The organism is Campylobacter concisus, assembly GCF_902460595.1.
GTDB classification, from domain to species: domain Bacteria; phylum Campylobacterota; class Campylobacteria; order Campylobacterales; family Campylobacteraceae; genus Campylobacter_A; species Campylobacter_A concisus_BL.
Genome location: NZ_CABPVA010000005.1, coordinates 73,398 through 91,854, shown reverse-complemented (window position 1 = coordinate 91,854; position 18,457 = coordinate 73,398). Strand labels below are relative to the sequence as shown.

Here is an 18,457-nt window from a genome sequence, read left to right as displayed (position 1 = left end):
TTGGATCTAGAGTTACTGTTGGGGTAGTTACGTCTGATACTGGAGTAGTAGCTGGAGTACCATTGCCTGCATCATCTTTTGGAGTAACTTTTACCTCAGTACCTGGTTTTAGTGGTTCATTATTTGGTGTAGGAACAGAGAATGTACCATCAGGATTTACTGGAACTGTAACTGGGGTATGACCAGGAATTTCAACAATTACAGTGGTATTTGGATCTGGGTTTGGAACCTTACCAGTTACTACTGTTGAAGTGTTGTTAATTGGATCTAGAGTTACCGTTGGGATAGTAGTATCTACAAAACCAGCGTCACCACCAGCATTATCGGCTGCGCCGCTTACGCCGCCTATCCTCTCAGCACCTCTTGCGCTGTTTAGATCACCTATCGAGCGGAAATTTTCATTGATATTTGAGTAGTGACCACCCTCATCAAACGACGCTGCACCAAGGCTAACGCCATCTCCACCACCAGCTGCGGCTGCGTTACCACCAGCGGCAGTCTCCTCTAGTTTTGTTAGATCCTCGCCGTTTAGCAACGCTTTTTGCAAGTCACTAACATCTGCTACGGTATTTGGTTTTTGTCCTGCAGCTACATTTTCGTCAAGTTTTAACGACTCATCACCCAAGATGGTGACATCTTTACCATTGTCCATTGAGACTACGGCTTTAGAAGAAGCCAAAGAGGTCTTTACAACCTCCCCAAGATATAAAGCATCACCAACTTTTAAAACGCGACTAACGCCATTTTGATCTACAGCTACCACTAAGCCTGAGATTTGTTTGATTACTCCTACTTGAGTTTGCATGTCTATCCTTATCATAAAATAAATTTTACGTAATTTTAAGACATTTTAATCCTCTTTGTATATTGTACTTTGGTACAGTTGTGACATTATTGTGCTGCGATAACCTCAATTTCTACGAGTGCATCTTTTGGCAAAGTCTTCACAGCCACCGTGCTTCTAGCTGGATATGGCTCTTTGAAAAATTTAGCATATGTGACATTTACCTTGGCAAAATCTGCCATATCTGCTAAAAAGATCGTAGTCTTTACAACATTATCAAAACTAAGTCCAGCCTCAGCCAAAATGTTTTGTAAATTTGTAAGTGACTGCTGCGCCTGAGCCTCTACATTGCTGCCTGCAAACTCACCCTCTGGTGTGACGCCAAGCTGACCTGAGATAAATAAAAATCCATTCGCGCTAATCGCCTGAGAGTATGGTCCGATCGCTTGTGGGGCGTTTTTTGTTGAAATTTGTTTTTTCATATTTTCTCCTTTAAATTTTGGCAAAATCCTACTATAAATTTCTAAATTTTTAGGCACCAAAGGCTATAATGAGCAAAATTTCAAAAGGACAAAGATGCAAACAACCCTTGCACCAAATGAATTTTTAGATGACTACGTACTTGGCGCTCAACTTGCCAAAAACGCCGGTATCTCATCAAATGCCTATCTTTTTTGGAAAAATGCGATAAGCGCTAAATTTGAAAACTCACGCATCGTTTTTATTAGAAAAAAGAGTGTCCCAGAGAAATTTGCAGACGCTTTGCAAGCCTGCACACCGCTAGATGGCCTCATCCCAACTGGCGTTTTTTGCTCATTTACCTCGCTTGCACCTTCGCACCTTGTCGCCAAAAATGGCTCTAAAATTTATGATCTTTTTGAATTTCATGAAATTTGCGGTATCAAATTTTTAAATTTAAAGAAATTTTATGATGATTTCGAGCTTAACTACTCGTATAGGATTTACATCGAAAAGTGCAAATTTTTCTCGCCAGCGCCCTTTGAAAAGCGCATAAAACTAACTGAGACTATGTGTCTTGGCTACTACTAGCCACCTCGTAAACGATTAGCGCTTCGGTTTTGTAGCCACCACACCCATCTTTATATAGCAAAATTTCGTCGTTTTCTCTTTTGGCGTAAATTTTAATGTTAGCGGAGTTTGTGCTCTCGTCGTAGTCTTCATATATAAATTTAAACTCTTCGCTACTCAGCGTGATAAACTGCAGCGCCTGAAACGAAACAGCAAAGACCAACTCCTCGCTAATGCCACTTGTTCTAAATTTATCAGCTAATTTCACAACAAACGACCCCACATCACTAAAATACTCTTCAGGGCTCTCATACTCGCTTTCAAAGACCACTATCTCATTTAGCGACCACTCATTTTGCGTCTTGTTTTGCTCAAATTTCTGCCTTTTTTTGATGGTGCTTTTTAAAAATATCCCTTGTGGCTTTGAGATAAAGCCCTCGTTCAGAATTTGCTTTAGCTTTAAATTTCTAATTTCACTTTTGGTGCTCGTAAAAAATTTAAGTAGTGGCTTTGCTTGATCGTTGTAAAAAGTTTTCATTTTGGGAGAAATTCCGCTAGCTTAGGCTGCTAGCGGATCAAATTTAGATTTTTTTATAAGGTGCTTGACCGACTTCGTAGAAGTTATTGCCCTCGCAGTCGATAGCGACTATCGCTGGGAAGTCCTCTACTGTGAGCCTTGCAACTGCCTCTGGTCCTAGCTCTGGATATGCCAAGACTTCGTATTTTTTGATACTTTGGCTAATGACCGCTCCGATACCGCCGATAGCGACCATATAAACACAGCATGATTTTTTCATAGCCTCGACTACGGCGTCGTTACGGTAGCCCTTACCGATCATGCCATTTATGCCAACTTCATTGATCATAGTTGGTGTGTATTTGTCCATTCTGCCGCTTGTTGTTGGGCCTGCTGCGCCGATAGCTTGGTTTGGTTTAGCTGGTGTTGGTCCGACGTAGTAGATAGTCTCGCCCTTTAGCTCAACTGGCAACTTCTCACCGCGTGCTAGAGCCTCTGTTAGCGCCTTGTGAGCGGCGTCACGAGCAGCGATGATAGTGCCTGAAATTAGGACATTGTCGCCTGCTTTTAGGCTCTTTACCACCTCTTTATCAAATGGTGCTGTTATTCTTTTGACTTCTGACATGTTATCTCCTTAAAGCTCGGCGTCTGCGTGGCGTGCAGCGTGGCAGTTGATATTTATGGCTACTGGTAGGCCTGCGATGTGAGTTGGATACCACTCGACATTTACTTTTATAGCAGTTGTATCGCCGCCAAGTCCTTGAGGACCGACGCCTGTTTTGCTAGCAAGCTCAAGAAGCTCATCTTCAAGTTTTGCATATCTTGCATCGGCGTTTTTGCTATCTACTGGACGAACTGCAGCTTGTTTAGCTAGAAGTGCTGCTTTATCCATAGTGCCACCTATGCCAACGCCTATCGTCATTGGAGGGCAAGCGTTTGGTCCAGCGTATTTTACAGCCTCTAAAAATACCTTTTTAACGCCCTCTATGCCATCAGCTGGCACAAGCATCTTTAGTATTGATTTGTTCTCACTACCAAAGCCCTTTGGAGCGACTTTTATCTTTAGCTTATCGCCTGGCACGATCCTGGTATGAATGACCGCTGGAGTGTTGTTTGTAGTGTTTTTTCTCTCAAAAAGTGGCTCAGCAACGACTGATTTTCTAAGATAGCCCTCGGTGTAGCCCTTCGCAACGCCCTCATTGATCGCATCTTCGATATATCCGCCTTCTATATGCACGTCTTGACCGATCTCTACAAAGACAACTGTCATACCTGTATCTTGACAAATAGGCGCAACGCCCTCTTCTGCTAGCTTGGCATTTTGCAAAATTTTGCCCAAGATATCTTTACCTAGAGATGAGCTCTCAGTGGTTTGAGCTTTTGTAAAAGCAGCCTTTAGGTCTGGTGTAACGACGTAACAGGCTTGTTTGCAAAGCTTTGCAACAGTCTCTTTTATATCTTTTACGTTTACCGTTCTCATTTATCCTCCTCGTAAAAAACAATTTTTAATTATATAAATTATATGTAAAATTTAAGATTAAATTATAATATTAAATTTAACCACCCACCATCGGTGTTTAAATACTCTTAAGCAACTTTGGATAAACTACAACAAACTTAAATTTCAAAGGAAAAGTTATGAATTCGTTAGTCATCGTGATACTTGTTATCGCAGTCATTTTTGTCTTTTTCATCAGCCTTTACAACTCACTTGTTGCAAAGCAAAACCAAGTAAAAAGCGTGGAGGCTGGCATCGACGCGCAGCTAAAAAGAAGATATGACCTCATACCAAATTTAGTAGCCACTGCAAAAGAGTACATGGTGCACGAAAAAAGCTTGCTAGAAAACATCACTGCCCTTAGAGAGAGTGCTAGAAGTGCATCAACAAATGAGGAGAAATTTGAGCTAAATAACAAAATTTCAGGCTTGCTAAATGGCCTTAGAGTGAGCGTAGAAAACTATCCTGATCTAAAAGCAAATCAAAATTTACTTCACATCCAAAGCACGCTAAATGAGGTTGAAGAGCAAATTTCAGCTGCGCGCCGTGCATACAACTCAGCCGTTGAAATTTACAACAACGCCATACAGATGTTTCCTTCAAACATCGTAGCTTCAATGTTTGGCTTTCACAAAGATGTATTTTTTGACATCCCTGAAAATGAAGCAGCTGCTCCAAACGTCGGTGATCTTTTTAAAAAATAAGGCATAAAAAATGCAAGCAGACGAACTAAAAGGCATCGATCTAAGCGACCTTGACGAGCTTGAAAAAGAGCGCCTTGCCATGGGGCAAAAAGCCTTTAAAATGATCGCTTATGGCTTTCTTGGCATCATAGTTGCAACTGGTTTTTTAGCATCACTGCACCTTGGAAATTTATTTTTCTTTTTGCTAATCGGCGGAGTTTTTTATCTTGGCAAGACGATAAATGGGCTAAAAAACGAGCTTATAGCAAAATTTAAACAAAAAGTAGTTGGCGTCATAGTAAAAAACTATGGTCTAAATTTCAGTGCAAATGGCGGACTAAGTTTGAATGATTTTTATAAAATTTATGACGCTGATGTAAATAGACACTACGCAGAGGATATGATCTACGGACAGATCGATAACACGCAGTTTAAGCTTTGCGATTTTTATGCGGCAAAAGAAGTAAAAGGTGAAAAAAACACCACTACAACGGTGAAATTTCAAGGCATTTTGCTAAAGGCTGAGTTTAAAAAAGAGCTAAACACCACGATCTATGTCTGCGATAAAAAGCGAACATCTGATCTAAGAAGCGATGGCGAGCAAGCAGTGATGGATAATCCTAAATTTAATGAGCTTTTTAAGACCTACACGACCGATCAGATCGCTGCTAGATATGCTCTGACGCCAAAGCTGATGGAAAATTTAACCACTCTAAGAACTAAATTTAACGCCCCGCTCTCGGCAGTGTTTTTAAAAAATGAAATTTTCATCGCGATCGATCTTAGAAAGGACAGCTTTGAGCCTGATCTTAAAAAGCCGATAAACAGCAACGAAAGCGTGCAAAACTACATCGCAGGAGTTAGCGACTTTGTAGAGATCGTGCGTGATCTGGAGCTAAACAAAAACATCTGGAAGAGCTAAATTTATAAAATGCCAGATAAAAAAATCAAAGAAGGCGACATATTTTACGTCTATAATGACTACTACAAAAGATATTTCTTTGGCAAAATCTTAGTTGATATCATGAACCGTTTTATAAAGCGAGCGAATGAGGGCCTTCTTTGGCCGCTTGATTTTTTTAGTGACTGCTACTTGGTTGCTGTTTATAAAGATATAGCAGATACGCCGGTGCTAAAAAGCCGTGAATTTATAATCCCGGGTAGCTTCATCTACAAAAGCAGTTTCAACCGCAAAAATAAAGACAGCATAAAGTGGGTCTATTATGATCACGAAGATATCAACTACCAAGAGCTAGAATTTCCAGAGTATATCATCAGTAGCAATGATAAAATTTGCCTACAACGGGGAGAGCTTAGCATACCAACTGGCTTAACTCGCGCGCAATATGAGAATGAATTTAACATTACTGGCAGCAAAACTGGTGGCATAAACTACTCAAATGCCCTGCTCTTACAAGGCTTGCCAGCGTATAAAAAGAATATAGACTATAGCAATCTTCGCCTTTTGCCAGAGCTTCGTAAAAAGCTCTATGAGATGATAGAAGAGGACCCAGACGCGCCCTACTACGAGCTAGCATTAAAGCATGGCAAAGATCTAGCACGCTTTTATCAAGATAAATTTACACATAAAAATAGATAAGCAAATTTGGCTATAAAAGAGCTATTAAGAGGCATTACTTAGGGTTTTACAAAATAATTTAGCTCTTTTGTTTTATTTGCTAAATCATAGATGAGCGCGATAGAGAAATTTATGACGAAATTTCGTGACATCATATCTCCCCGCCAAGGCTAATAAACTTTAGTAAATTTAAATATCACAAGCAAGATCAGTCGGCTACTTTTGCAAGCAGATAATAAATTTAAAACTAGCAAGCCATTTTAAAATTTATAACCAAATTTACAAAAAAGCGGCGGTAACGTTTTAGAGAGCTATTTAAAAAGGTAGTGCCACTTTAAATTTTGTGGTTTTGTGAGATAAATTTGATGGCTTAAAGTCTTTAAAAAGTGCAATGCCACTTAAATTTACCCTATTTTTTATGATTTGTGAGGTTAAATTTAATGGCTCAAAAAAGCCATTAAATTTATAAACTAAGCCTGAGCAGGCTCCTCTTCTTCTTTTATCTTTTTTCTAACTTTTACGCGCGAGATACTAGCTCCATCCATCTTTCTCACTTCGTAGTAGCAGTTTTCATCCTCGATCTTATCCCCAACGACTGGCAAACGACCAATTAAATTAAAGACATATCCGCCGATCGTGACTTGATCGGTCTCTTCATCAAAGCTTATGCCAAGAAGCTCCTCAACGCTCTCTAGATCGTATCTGCCTTGGAATTCATAGATGTTTTCATTTATCTTTTTATAGTGTTGATCGACCTCGTCGTGCTCGTCGTTAAAGTCGCCAAGCACCTCCTCCATGATGTCCTCCATTGTAAGAAGCCCAGCCGTGCCGCCGTACTCATCAACGACAAGTGCCGCTGAAATTTGCTCCTTGTTCATCATCACAAGCACCTTTGATATAGAAAGGCTCTCAGGCACGATGACAAATTTACGCACGATAGCGTCAAAGCTCTTCTCTTTATCCTCGCTAAAGTGCAGCTGCAAGATATCTCTAATGTGTATCATGCCCAAAATGATATCTTTTGAGCCGTCTATATAAGGATAGCGAGTATATTTTGACTCAAAAACGACTTGTAAATTCTCTTCAAAGCTCTTTTGTTTGTTTATACAGATCATGTCGCGTCTTGGCGTCATAACCTCTTTTGCGACCGTGTCACTAAAATCAACTGCATTTTTGATGATCTCAGTCTCAAAACTATCAAGTACGCCGCCCTTTAAGCTCTCGCCAACGATGATTTTGATCTCCTCTTCAGAGTGCGCTAGTTCATTCTCTTTTGCTGGCTGGATACCTAAAATTTTAAGTCCAAATGTAGCTAGGATGTCAAAAAGCTTTATGATAGGCGAAAATAGTATCCAGAAAAAGTGAAGCGGACGAGCAATTTTAAGCACTGCTGATTCTGATTTGGCTATGGCGACTGACTTTGGCACAAGCTCGCCCATAACTACGTGAAGTAGCGTGATAAGCGTAAATGCGATCGCAAAGCCGACTGTATGAACTAAGATATCGCTAAGATTAAAAACATTTTTAAGTGGGGCTTCTATGAGCCTTGCGACTGCTGGCTCACCGATCCAACCAAGGGCGAGCGAGCTTAGCGTGATGCCAAGCTGAGTGGCGCTAAGATAGGTATCAAGCTTGTTTGACATCTCAAAGGCAAGCTGGGCGTTTGGCTTTTTCTCTTTGATAAGCTCTTCAAGTCTAGACTTGCGAACCTTAACAAGGGAAAATTCCGACAAAACAAAAAATGCGTTTAGTAAAATGAATATAATGGCAAGTATTACCATTAAAAGCGAGTTATCGCTACTGGGGTACAATTATGATCCTTAAGAGTTAAAAATTTTGGCTGATTATAGCGAATTTATATTTAGCGGTCAAATTAGCCACGCCCAAAAGTAACAGCGTTTCTTAAATTTAAGATTTATAAAAAGTTCTTAAATCATATTTTGGTAACATTATTTTCATCACTAAATTTATGGATTTTACAATGAGCAAAAAGAATTTTTCATCACGCTGGGCGTTTATACTAGCCTCAGTTGGTTCAGCCGTTGGTATGGCAAATGTTTGGGGCTTTCCTTACAAGCTTGGCACAAATGGTGGTGGAGCATTTTTGCTCATCTACATCTTTTTCGTAGCGCTTTTTTCTTACGTTGGCTTAAGCGCTGAGTATGCGATCGGCAGGCGAGCAAAGACTGGCACGCTAGGATCATATAAATTTGCTTGGCAAAGTAGAAATTTAGGCGTCATCGGAAGTATCATCGGTTGGCTTCCACTTGCTGGCTCACTTTGCATAGCCATCGGCTACGCTGTCATCATCGCTTACGTGCTAAAGGCCCTTACTCAGGCGCTTACTGGCTCATTTATGAGCGTTGATACAAATGTTTGGTTTAACTCATTTGCGCTTCATGAGTACTCAGTCCTGCCATATCACTTCATAGTCATTATTGGCACGCTTCTTACGCTATTTTTTGGAGCAAAAAGCATCGAAAAGACTAATAAAATAATGATGCCACTATTTTTCGTGTTATTTGCCATTTTGGCCATAAATGTCGCGATGCTGCCAAACGCACTTGAGGGGTATAAATTTCTATTTATCCCTGACTTTAGCAAGCTTGAAGATCCGATGGTATGGGTCACTGCGATGGGTCAAGCCTTTTTCTCGCTCTCTATCACGGGTTCTGGCATGATAGTTTATGGAGCATATCTTTCAAAGGATGAAGACATCGTAGAAAGCGCCAAAACTACGGCATTTTTTGACACGCTTGCAGCCCTTGTTGCAGCGCTTGTCATGATCCCAGCAGTCTTTGCCTACGCTATGGATCCAGCTGAGGGTCCAAAGCTACTTTTCGTAACGCTTCCTAAAATTTTACAAAATATGATCGGCGGTCAAATTTTTGCGATCATACTATTTACCGCAGTCATCTTTGGCGGTATCACCTCACTTCAAAATATGTTTGAGGTCGTGGCTGAGTCGCTTATGCATAAATTCCCTAGCCTTAGCAGATTTTGGGTGCTTGCTCTACTTTGCGTAGTTTGCTTTGGAGCTGGGGCATTTATGGAGCCTATTAGCAGCTGGGGACCTTGGATGGACTTTGTCTCTATCTACATCATCCCAATCGGCGCAGTCATCGGCGCAATATCTTGGTTTTGGATCATTAAAAAAGAAGAAATTTTAGACGAGGTAAATTCAGGAGCAAATAAAACTTACGGCTCATTTTGGTATTTTGTTGGTAAATTTATCTATGTACCAATAGCCTTTTTACTCTGCATCATCGCTATTAGCAAGGGAATTTCTTTTTAACTTAGCTCACCAAAAGACGAGCTAAGTCTAAATTTGAAGTTATTTTAGCTTTTTAGAGCCTATGTAAGTAGCAAAAACCTCTTGCGAGCCATCTTTTTTAAAGAGTATGACGTCGTATTGCTCGGCTTTGCCGCCTTGCTCCATGCCCTGACTCTCCATAGGCATGCCAGGCACTGCGATACCAACGACATCTTTTGGTTTAAGCTCAAGCAGGCGCTTGACCTCATCGGCTGGCACGTGACCCTCGATAACGTAGCCATCAACGATAGCTGTGTGGCAGCTTGAAAGCTCTAGTGGCACGTGAAATTCTTTTTTGACCTTGACCATGTCATCTACTTTTATGGTCTCTTCGCTAAAGCCAGCTTTTTGCATAGCATTGGCCCAGTTGCCACAACAACCGCAAGTTGGGCTTTTATAGACCTTCATATCGGCCGCAAGCGCCAAGGTCGCACAAAGGCTAAGAGCTAAAAATGCAAATTTCTTCATCATTTTCCTTTACGTTAAAATTTGCAAAATGATATAGTTTGGGTTTAAATTTTATATAAATGCTTAAACCTTGCCTGCTATAATTGCCAAAATTTACAAAGGCACTTTATGTTTTCATCATTTTTCAAAGACAAAAAATGGGCGCTTTGGGCTTACGGCGGAGCGATATTTATCATCTTACTACTTGTCTATCAAACGCATCTAAACGTCCGCATCAACGAGTGGTATAAAAATTTCTACGACATCGTGCAAAACTCAAAGGATCACAAAGTAGATGAGTTTTGGCGAGAGATATTAAATTTCATAAAGATCGCCATGCCTTACGTCGTGACCTACACGGTGATATCGTTCTTTGCGAGCCACTGGGTCTTTCGCTGGAGGGAGGCGATGACCTTTAAATACCTCAAATTTTGGCGAAACTGCCAAAATGACATCGAGGGTAGCTCGCAGCGTATCCAAGAGGATGTTTATCGCTTTGCCAAGATCATGGAGAGCCTTGGCGTGCAGGTTTTAAAGGCGTTTATGACACTCATCGCCTTTATACCGGTGCTTTGGGAGCTAAGCAAAAGCGTGAGCCTGCCTTTCATCAAAGATATCAATGGCTCGCTAGTTTATATCGCTCTACTAATTAGTATCGGAGGCCTCATCGTATCGTGGTTTGTGGGCATAAAGCTGCCACATCTTGAATACAACAACCAAAAAGCGGAGGCAGCCTTTAGAAAAGAGCTAGTTTATGGCGAGGATAATAAGCTCAAATTTTGCCAGCCAAACGTCATGCTAGAGCTTTTTACAGGGGTGAAGCTAAACTACTATAAGCTATTTTTGCACTACGGCTACTTTAATCTTTGGCTCATCTCGTTTTCACAAATTCTTGTCATCGTGCCTTACATTATCATGGGAAATGGCCTATTTAGCGGTGTCATCACGCTTGGTGTTTTGATCCAAGCTAGCAACGCTTTCTCACAGGTCAGAGAGAGTTTTAGCGTCTTTATCGATAACTGGACGACGATAACGGAGCTAAGATCGGTCAATAAGCGTTTGAGAGAATTTGAGAGAAATATAAATTTGGACAATAAAATTAGAATAGTGAAAAGGCGTTTTTTTGTACAAGAGCGTCCAGAAAATTTTAAAATTTATAGACAAACATATAAAGATACTAAATTTAGTGATAAGCAGTAACTAGAACTGAAATTTGTAACCTACTAAGCGAATGAGTGAAATTTAAATTTTGCAAATTTGCTTTGTCAGACATATAAGTATCAAGTAAATTTTAAAATTTCATGAACGAGTAGTTTCGGCTCTAAAATTTGAGCTAAGCGATAAGCGAAGCCAAATTTTAGTAGTCAATTCTTGCGAGTGAGTGAAAGTTTTAAAATTTGCAAAAGTGGTAAATTTCTATTTTTGAAATCGCAAAATTTAAATTTCGCACTTCGTTTAACAATGCATATCCAACTCAGGCTATAATACGCCAAATTTTAATCCAAAAAGGATGAAAATGAAAAAAATTTTACTTACGTTATTAACAGCTAGCATGCTTATCACAGGCTGCACGAGTGTCACAAAATCAGGCGTCGTGGGTGCAGATCGCAAGCAGTTCATGCTAGTATCGGCTGAAGCGATGGAACAAAGTTCAGCTCAAGCTTATGTTAAGACGCTCACAGCTGCTAGAAGCAAGGGCGAGCTAAATGTCGATCCGATCCTCACAAAAAGGGTTCAAGATATCGCAAAAAGGCTGATCGCGCAAACTGGCGTTTTCAGAGAGGACGCACTAAAATGGAAGTGGCAAGTAAATGTCATAAACGAAGATACGCTAAATGCTTGGTGCATGCCAGGCGGCAGGATTGTCGTTTATAGCGGTATTATTAAAAAGCTAAATTTGACAGATGCGCAGCTAGCAGCGGTCATGGGTCACGAGATCGCCCACGCGCTTAGAGAGCACAGCAGGGAGCAAGCGAGCACCGACCAGCTCAAAAACATCGGCATCTTTGCAGTCGCGACCGCCACAGGACTTGGCGACCTTGGCGCAAGCGCTCTAAATTTAGCTAGCCAATACACCATATCACTACCATTTTCTCGCTCACACGAGACCGAAGCTGATCACATCGGCACTGAGCTAATGGCAAGAGCTGGGTACGATCCAAAAGAGGCGGTCGAAGTTTGGGTCAAGATGAGCAAGATGAATGTCGGCAAAATACCTGAAATTCTAAGCACACACCCATCAAACGAGAGCAGGATCAAGGATCTAAAAGAGATCGCAGCAAAGCTTGAGCCAGTATATCAAGCAGCCAAAAAAGGTTAGGCTTGATCGAGCGAGCAAATTTAAGCGACCTTGAAGCGATCACGCAAATTTACAATGACTACATATTAGACAGAAGTGCGACTGCTGATATGCGCCCAGTTAGCACAAAGGAGCGAGAGCCTTGGTTTAAAGCCCACGGCGGCTCGCGTCCTATCTTTATCTACAAAGAAAATGATGAAATTTTAGGCTACTGTTCGCTAAGTGACTTTAACCCCAAGATCGCTTACGATATAAGCGTAGAGATAAGCATCTATGCCGCTAAAAAAGCCCTTAAAAATGGCATCGGCAAGCAGCTTTTAGCCCACAGCCTAAATGAAGCTAGAGGGCTAAATTTAAAAAACATCATCGCACTAATCTTTAGCAAAAACAAAGCAAGCCTTGGGCTATTTTTGAAATTTGGCTTTGAAAAATGGGGCGAACTGCCTGGCGTTTGCCTGATGGATGGCGAGTATAAAGATGTCGTTATCTTGGGGCTAAAGCTCTAAAAGCCAAGCATTAAGCAAATGAAGATATAATCACCTTCTTCTTGGGTAGATGTCCGAGCGGTTTAAGGAGCACGCCTGGAACGCGTGTGTGGGGCAACTCACCGAGAGTTCGAATCTCTCTCTACCCGCCATAAATTTGACAAAATTTATTCTATTGCCCCAATGTAAAAAGAAATTTAAAGGATCAAAATGATCGAACACTTACTGCTATTTTTTGCACTGCTAGCTATCATCATCGCCTTGGTGATGGTCTCAAACCGCCTAAAGGTCGCCTATCCAGTGCTATTAGTCCTTGGCGGGCTGGCCATTAGCTTTGTGCCAAATTTACCAAGTATCAAGATCGATCCCGAGCTTATTTTTATCATATTTTTACCGCCACTTCTTTACGAGGCCGCGTGGGCAAACTCGCTAAAAGAGCTCTTTAAATGGCGCCGAATGATTGGCAGTTTCGCCTTTATCGTAGTTTTCATAAGCGCAGCAGCAGTTGCAGTGATAGCAAATTTAGTGATCCCTGGCTTCTCGCTCGCCCTTGGCTTCATGCTAGGAGCCATCGTCTCGCCACCAGATGCGGTGAGCACGGCAGCTATCCTTAAATTTGTCAAAGCCCCACGCAGGATCAGCGCCATTTTGGAGGGTGAGAGCCTTTTAAATGACGCCTCATCGCTCATCATCTTTCGCTTCGCCGCAGTTGCGGTCACGACTGGGCAGTTTATCTGGTACAAGGCGGCTGCAAGCTTTGTCTGGATGGTGGCTGGCGGTGTTTTGGTCGGTCTTGTGGTGGCATTAGTAGCCTACTTTTTGCATAAGACCTTGCCAACCGATGAGAACAGCGATACGATCATGACGATCACGACGCCTTATGTTATGTATATTTTAGCTGAGGAGCTTGGCGCGAGCGGCGTTTTGGCGGTAGTTTGCGGCGGACTTTACCTCTCGACAAAACGAAACGAAATTTTAACCGCTTCAACAAGGATCCACGCTTTCCCCGTTTGGTACAACCTTATTTTCTTGCTAAACGGCCTTGCCTTTACCATGATCGGCCTTGATCTGCCTGAAATTTTAGCAGGGCTAAAGCGTAGCGGTGTCTCGCTGCTTGAGGCACTATCTTACGGCGTTTTGGTGACTGCCGTGCTCATCGTCATTAGGCTTTTGGCATCATACGGAGCCGTTTATATCACGATATTTATGAAGCGCTTTATCAGCGTGGCGGATGATCGCAACCCTGGCAAAGCCACACCATTTATCGTCGGTTGGGCGGGCATGAGGGGCGTAGTCTCGCTAGCTACGGCACTCTCTATCCCCGCCATGGCTGGTAGCGAGCCGTTTCCGCATAGAGATCTCATCTTGTTTATCACCTTTGTCGTGATCTTGCTAACGCTCGTAGTTCAGGGGCTAAGCTTGCCACTGCTCATCAAAAGCGTGAAATTTCCAGACTTTAACGACCACATGCCAAATGAACTTGCAAGGATCAAGATCAAAAAGGCACTTGCGCAGGCTTCGCTTAAATTTAAAAAGGAGAAATTTGTGGGCGATGAGCATTTTTTATTTCAAAAGCTTGAGGAGGTTTGGAATTTCGAGCTTGAGAGCGAAAATTTTGAGATCAGTGACGAGACAAAACAGAGGTATTTTGAAATTTTAGAGGAACAAAGAAAGGCGCTTCGTGAGCTAAACAAAGACCCAAAAATCGACGAAGAGATCATCAGGATCTTTTTGTATCACATCGACCTTGAGGAGCGAAGGTGGCAGGAGCATAGCGAGTACTAAAATTTTCTTGCGACATTGCAACTTACCGCACCGCAAAATCTCTTGCCAAATTTGGCTTCGACGATGAGAACTAGCACGAAAAATATCTTCTCATCGTTTAGCCTCGCGATCTGGCGTAAAGTCTGGCTAGCGTCATTAAATTTAACATCATTTTCGCGCAAGCTCTTGCAAAACTCGGCCTCATCAAAGCCAAGCATGCGTGAAATTTCACTGATAGTGTAAGGCTCAAGCGAAGCGATGATGCGGTCCATGTTGCATATAGTTGGATTTTTGCGGTGTGTAGTGACGTCGATTATCTCATTTATGAGCTTTACTAGCTTTCTTCTGCGGTTAAAAAGGTGCAAGATCACGGCACAAACGATCAAAGCTCCTGCAAATTTGTGCGTGCTCATCATCCACTCACTATAATCACCCATGGCGAAATTTAGCCCAGTAAATGCAAGCAGGCAGATACCACAAGCAAGAGCGCAAACAAGACAAAATTTATATATCACTTCTACTTTAAGCAATGCAAATTCCTTAGTTTTCTTGAAATTATACACCCCTGAGCAAAAAATGAAGGGCGCCAACTAGAAATTTAGCTGGCGCGTTAGAGTAAATTTAGCTAAAACTTGTAGTTAAAGCTGAGATTAAAGGTGCGTGGATCGCCATAAACCATCATGTTTTTGCCGATGCCCTCGTAGTATTTTTTATTAAAGAGATTGTCGATATTTAGCTGCACGTCAAAGTTTTTGGCAAATTTATATCCAAACATCAAATTTGCCAAGGTGTAGCCCTTTTGTGTGATCTCACCTGCGCCTTTGCCAGTGTAAATTTTGCTCTTATACATAGCTCCAGCCCCTACTCTAAAGTCCCTAAATTCATACTTTGCAAATAAATTTGCCGTGCTTCTTGATGAGTCGGTGGCGTATTTTTCACCATTAGCATCTTTTGCGTTAAAGTGCGTTGCACCAAAGCTTAGGCTTAAGTTTTTAGTGATCTCGCCGTTTAGATCTAGCTCGACGCCCTTGCTTGTGACACCTTTGCCAGATTCATATATTTTGGCATTTGTCGCTGGATTTATCTTGCCAGTATCTATGCCAAGCTTGTCTTGCACGATCTTAAAGACGCCAAGACTTGCTTGAAGCGCCCCGTCAAGATACTCGCCTTTGATGCCCACCTCATAGTCTTTGCCTTGGATCGGATCAAGATACTTGTCATTTGCGTCCTTTACGCTTTGAGGTTTAAATATGCTCGTGTAGCTCGCATATAGAGTGTGGTTTGCTCCGATGTCGTAAGTGATGCCAAGATATGGCGTGATCTCATTTGTGAAATTTCTATTGTCTTTGCCACCCTCGATCTCGTATTTGTAGTAGCTCACCCTAGCACCTAGCAAAAATTTAAGCTCATCGGTGATTGATAGTTTATTTGCCGCGTAAAATGCCTTTTGTATCGTTTTGTCTTTGTTGTTTTGATCTTCATAAGGGAATTTCGGATCATCAAGGTGCAAGTTTTTAAAATCGATCCTGCTTCTAGCCGTATAAGCAAGCCCAGCTGGCGTAGTCCTTTGCAGCCAGTAGCTACTTACCTTATCACTACTTTTTTTATAGTTGTTATACATCGCGCCAAAGACAAACTCATGGGATAAATTTGCTATCTCGTAAGGGATATTTGCGTATGCATCGACGTTGTGGATATTCTCCTCTCTTTTGTTTGCATAAACGCTAAGATCACCTATGTTACCAGTACCGTCTAAATTTACCGCTCCGCCGTAGTAGAGTAGATTTGAGTCAGTGTTTGCCCGTCTAAATGAGTAGCTTAAATTTAAGCTCGCTTCATTTTCAAAGTAGTGCTTAAAATCAGCGTAGAAATCAAGCGTTTTTATATCCCATCTAGTCCAAGGCTGAGAGAAAATTTCATTTTTACTAAAATTTGTCCTAGAGCCATCTGTGTAAAAAGCTGGCATACCGCCCCATCTAACGCCACGTCGTCTTAGCTCTTGATAAAACGCACCAAGGCTAAGCCATGAGTTATCGCCTATGTCGCTATCGACTACGCCGTAAATCGCGCTATTTTTGCGGTTGTAATAATCCATATAAGAGTGCGACTTCTCATGCATAAAAGATAGCCTCGCTCTGACGCTTCCGCTCTCATTTACAGGCGTTTGCACATCACCATTTACGCCGTATCTATCGTATGAGCCAGCACTTATGCCAAAATTTCCTTTTATCTCCTTTGAGTCTGCTCTTTTTCTTATGAAATTTAAGCTAGCAGCTGGGTTGCCAGCGCCTGCAAGTAGGCCATTTGCCCCTTTTACCACTTCAACTCTTTCATAAGGTAGCAAGCTCATATCATTTGCGCCAAGGCTAAAGCCACCAAAGCTAGGCATCGAATCAAGCAAGTAATAATCTATCGCAAAGCCACGAGCTGTTGGATATACGCGCTCGTCCCATTTGTTTAGCGTGACGCCTGGGATATTTCTAAGAAGCACTTGATAGTCCTTGATGCCTTGATCTTTTAGTCTTGCTTCTGTTAGCACAGTTAGTGATTGTGGCGTTTGACGAGAGGTTAAATTTAGCCTAGTTGTGCTCTTTACAAGCTCTTTTGCAAAGTAGTTTGCATCATCTCTTCGCTCGCTCTCCACGACATCGACCGCTTCTAAAACCTTCTCATTTTCACTAGCGTAAATTTGAGGCAATGCCAAATTTAAAGCAACTAAGCTAAGTAAAATTTTTTTCATTTTTTTCTCCTTTTAAATTTTCTAAACCACAGATAAAGCCCTGATATACTCAAAACTAACGGCGAGATGCCCACTATAAACCAGATAAATTTTGTAGTTTGGTTGTAGTTTCCAAAGTGCGATCTCCTAAAGGCTGAGAGGATTTTCTCGCTTAAATTTGCATTTTTTATGTCTAGGACGCTAACTAGTTTGCCGCTTTCTTTGTCGTAGGTGATCACGCTTGAGTATTCGTTATGCAAAAAGCTTTGCCATATCACGTAGCCAAAGATGCGGATGTTTGCCCCTTGCATGAAAGGCAGCGATATGAAGTGTGGCTCAAAGCCTTTGATCTCCTTTTTCGATCTAGCGACCAGCTCATCAAGGGATAAACTTTTGTTATAAATTTTTGCGTCTATTACGAAGTCGTTTTTAAACTCTGGCGTGCGTGCCATCTGAAATTCCCACCAAGCGCCGCTTATGCAAATGAGTAGCAAAACTGGCGTGCAAAAAATGCCTATTATCTTGTGGATGTCATTCATAAAAACATTTAGCCCATTTACGCGCAGTCTAAGCAGGGTTAGCCAAAATTTGCGGTAGATCACAAAGCCGCTAATGCAGATAAAAAATGTAAAAATAGCTGTCAAAAAGAGGATAATGTTGCCACTTTTCTCAAGAAGAAGCTCCTCGTGAATATGCGCTAAAACCCCGAAAAATCCCTCGTCATGTGCTAGTGGCTCGCTCTTTATCTTGCCGTTAAAAGCGTCAAAATAGATAAATTTCCACTCTTTTTTGCTATCGTTATGCTCGATTAGCCAAATTTTGTCGCATTTTTTAGGGTTTGCATCGATGTTTATGCCAACCATCTCGTAGCCGCTAAGCTCGCTTGCGACGATATCTCTTAGCTTATCAAAGCTGATCCTTTTGCTCAAATTTTCTTTGTTTAAATTTACATTTACGATATTTGGGTGAAAAAGGCTGTTTAGCTCGTCTTTATAAACCAGGATCGCACCGCTAAAGCAAACTACGACAAGCGGGATAAAAAAGAGAAGCGACAAATATGCATGCACCTTGTAAAAAAGCTTTAAATTTAAAAATTTCACCCCTTTTGCCACCTTTTAAAAGTTAGTCTTGATAACAGCTCGCAATTTTATAAGATTTTTGCTTTTATAATTTTTAAAACCATTATCAAAATATAATTTTAAAAAGAAAGTGACGTTTGTGAAATTTGAGTTCAGAAAGGTAAAAATTTGATTTAAAAAAGAGAGATAACTCCTCTTTGTGTAAGCGGAAAAGCCAGAAAAGGGGGAAGCAAAGTCTTAACCGCTACAAAAAGGAGGGTC

Annotated in this window: 19 protein-coding genes and 1 tRNA gene; 10 read left to right on the top strand and 10 right to left on the bottom strand. The window is 41.4% G+C overall.

The window, feature by feature from the left end; genetic code table 11:
* Both F3G86_RS09170 and F3G86_RS09165 read right to left on the bottom strand, forming a co-directional pair.
* Positions 1 to 805, bottom strand: an 805-nt coding sequence (locus F3G86_RS09170) for a retention module-containing protein (RefSeq protein ID WP_149723677.1), incomplete at its 3' end; no start/stop codon positions are given.
* 86 nt (positions 806 to 891) lie between these two features.
* Positions 892 to 1,266 carry a RidA family protein gene (locus F3G86_RS09165; protein WP_148805533.1) on the bottom strand — a complete coding sequence of 125 codons (375 nt, stop codon included), beginning with the start codon at positions 1,264 to 1,266 and terminating at the stop codon, positions 892 to 894.
* Between the two features lie 94 nt (positions 1,267 to 1,360).
* Here F3G86_RS09165 and cheQ point away from each other — a divergent pair, with 94 nt between their 5' ends.
* A complete protein-coding gene (gene cheQ / locus F3G86_RS09160) occupies positions 1,361 to 1,834 on the top strand; it encodes a cheVAW transcriptional regulator CheQ (RefSeq protein WP_149723675.1) in 474 nt (157 codons plus the stop codon).
* Here the strand turns inward: cheQ and F3G86_RS09155 are convergent.
* From F3G86_RS09155 to F3G86_RS09145, 3 genes are read right to left on the bottom strand one after another with little or no spacing between them, the layout of a single operon-like run.
* The gene (locus tag F3G86_RS09155; RefSeq protein ID WP_149723674.1) at positions 1,812 to 2,351 is read right to left on the bottom strand and encodes an L-cystine-binding protein TcyA; all 540 of its coding nucleotides are present in this window, start codon (positions 2,349 to 2,351) and stop codon (positions 1,812 to 1,814) included. The genes cheQ and F3G86_RS09155 overlap by 23 nt on opposite strands.
* Before the next feature lie 43 nt (positions 2,352 to 2,394).
* Positions 2,395 to 2,955 (bottom strand): Fe-S-containing hydro-lyase, encoded by a 561-nt coding sequence (locus tag F3G86_RS09150; RefSeq protein WP_021092611.1) that lies wholly within the window; start codon positions 2,953 to 2,955, stop codon positions 2,395 to 2,397.
* A 9-nt stretch (positions 2,956 to 2,964) separates the two neighbouring features.
* Positions 2,965 to 3,810 (bottom strand): fumarate hydratase, encoded by an 846-nt coding sequence (locus F3G86_RS09145; RefSeq protein WP_009295312.1) that lies wholly within the window; start codon positions 3,808 to 3,810, stop codon positions 2,965 to 2,967.
* Between the two features lie 158 nt (positions 3,811 to 3,968).
* On the opposite strand from F3G86_RS09145, the gene F3G86_RS09140 reads away from it, so the two are divergent.
* The 3 genes from F3G86_RS09140 to F3G86_RS09130 are packed head-to-tail and all read left to right on the top strand — an operon-like array spanning position 3,969 to position 6,111.
* On the top strand, positions 3,969 to 4,532 hold the full coding sequence (locus tag F3G86_RS09140) for a LemA family protein (protein ID WP_103631195.1): 564 nt from the start codon (positions 3,969 to 3,971) through the stop codon (positions 4,530 to 4,532).
* Positions 4,533 to 4,542: 10 nt separating this feature from the next.
* Positions 4,543 to 5,433: a DUF3137 domain-containing protein gene (locus F3G86_RS09135; protein ID WP_149723673.1), complete on the top strand. Its 891-nt coding sequence runs from the start codon at positions 4,543 to 4,545 to the stop codon at positions 5,431 to 5,433.
* Between the two features lie 9 nt (positions 5,434 to 5,442).
* Positions 5,443 to 6,111 carry a sugar transporter gene (locus F3G86_RS09130; RefSeq protein WP_149723672.1) on the top strand — a complete coding sequence of 223 codons (669 nt, stop codon included), beginning with the start codon at positions 5,443 to 5,445 and terminating at the stop codon, positions 6,109 to 6,111.
* Positions 6,112 to 6,560: 449 nt separating this feature from the next.
* Here the strand turns inward: F3G86_RS09130 and F3G86_RS09125 are convergent, their stop codons facing one another.
* A complete protein-coding gene (locus tag F3G86_RS09125; RefSeq protein WP_002942940.1) occupies positions 6,561 to 7,901 on the bottom strand; it encodes a hemolysin family protein in 1,341 nt (446 codons plus the stop codon).
* A gap of 170 nt (positions 7,902 to 8,071) precedes the next feature.
* Between F3G86_RS09125 and F3G86_RS09120 the strand changes: the two genes are divergently transcribed.
* Complete coding sequence (locus tag F3G86_RS09120) at positions 8,072 to 9,385, top strand: sodium-dependent transporter (protein ID WP_149723671.1); 1,314 nt, start codon at positions 8,072 to 8,074, stop codon at positions 9,383 to 9,385.
* A 39-nt stretch (positions 9,386 to 9,424) separates the two neighbouring features.
* On the opposite strand, the gene F3G86_RS09115 is transcribed toward F3G86_RS09120, so the two are convergent.
* The gene (locus F3G86_RS09115; RefSeq protein ID WP_021090169.1) at positions 9,425 to 9,871 is read right to left on the bottom strand and encodes a DUF411 domain-containing protein; all 447 of its coding nucleotides are present in this window, start codon (positions 9,869 to 9,871) and stop codon (positions 9,425 to 9,427) included.
* A gap of 108 nt (positions 9,872 to 9,979) precedes the next feature.
* On the opposite strand from F3G86_RS09115, the gene F3G86_RS09110 reads away from it, so the two are divergent.
* The 5 genes from F3G86_RS09110 (at position 9,980) to F3G86_RS09090 (ending at position 14,419) form a co-directional block, all read left to right on the top strand.
* The gene (locus F3G86_RS09110) at positions 9,980 to 11,050 is read left to right on the top strand and encodes a putative transporter (protein ID WP_223228589.1); all 1,071 of its coding nucleotides are present in this window, start codon (positions 9,980 to 9,982) and stop codon (positions 11,048 to 11,050) included.
* Positions 11,051 to 11,366: 316 nt separating this feature from the next.
* Entirely contained in the window at positions 11,367 to 12,170 is an 804-nt protein-coding gene (locus F3G86_RS09105; protein WP_149723670.1) for a M48 family metallopeptidase, read from the top strand.
* Positions 12,171 to 12,172: 2 nt separating this feature from the next.
* On the top strand, positions 12,173 to 12,655 hold the full coding sequence (locus F3G86_RS09100; protein WP_149723669.1) for a GNAT family N-acetyltransferase: 483 nt from the start codon (positions 12,173 to 12,175) through the stop codon (positions 12,653 to 12,655).
* Between the two features lie 43 nt (positions 12,656 to 12,698).
* Positions 12,699 to 12,786 (top strand) — tRNA-Ser (locus tag F3G86_RS09095).
* Positions 12,787 to 12,844: 58 nt separating this feature from the next.
* Positions 12,845 to 14,419: a Na+/H+ antiporter gene (locus F3G86_RS09090; protein ID WP_149723668.1), complete on the top strand. Its 1,575-nt coding sequence runs from the start codon at positions 12,845 to 12,847 to the stop codon at positions 14,417 to 14,419.
* On the opposite strand, the gene F3G86_RS09085 is transcribed toward F3G86_RS09090, so the two are convergent.
* From F3G86_RS09085 to F3G86_RS09075, 3 genes are all read right to left on the bottom strand, one after another.
* Entirely contained in the window at positions 14,416 to 14,928 is a 513-nt protein-coding gene (locus F3G86_RS09085; protein ID WP_103569982.1) for a chemotaxis protein, read from the bottom strand. The genes F3G86_RS09090 and F3G86_RS09085 overlap by 4 nt on opposite strands.
* A gap of 95 nt (positions 14,929 to 15,023) precedes the next feature.
* Positions 15,024 to 17,138, bottom strand: coding sequence for a TonB-dependent siderophore receptor (locus F3G86_RS09080; RefSeq protein WP_107944912.1), 2,115 nt, complete (start codon positions 17,136 to 17,138; stop codon positions 15,024 to 15,026).
* The gene (locus F3G86_RS09075) at positions 17,135 to 18,217 is read right to left on the bottom strand and encodes a PepSY-associated TM helix domain-containing protein (RefSeq protein WP_149723667.1); all 1,083 of its coding nucleotides are present in this window, start codon (positions 18,215 to 18,217) and stop codon (positions 17,135 to 17,137) included. The genes F3G86_RS09080 and F3G86_RS09075 overlap by 4 nt, the downstream gene beginning before the upstream one ends.
* Positions 18,218 to 18,457: the final 240 nt, after the last annotated feature.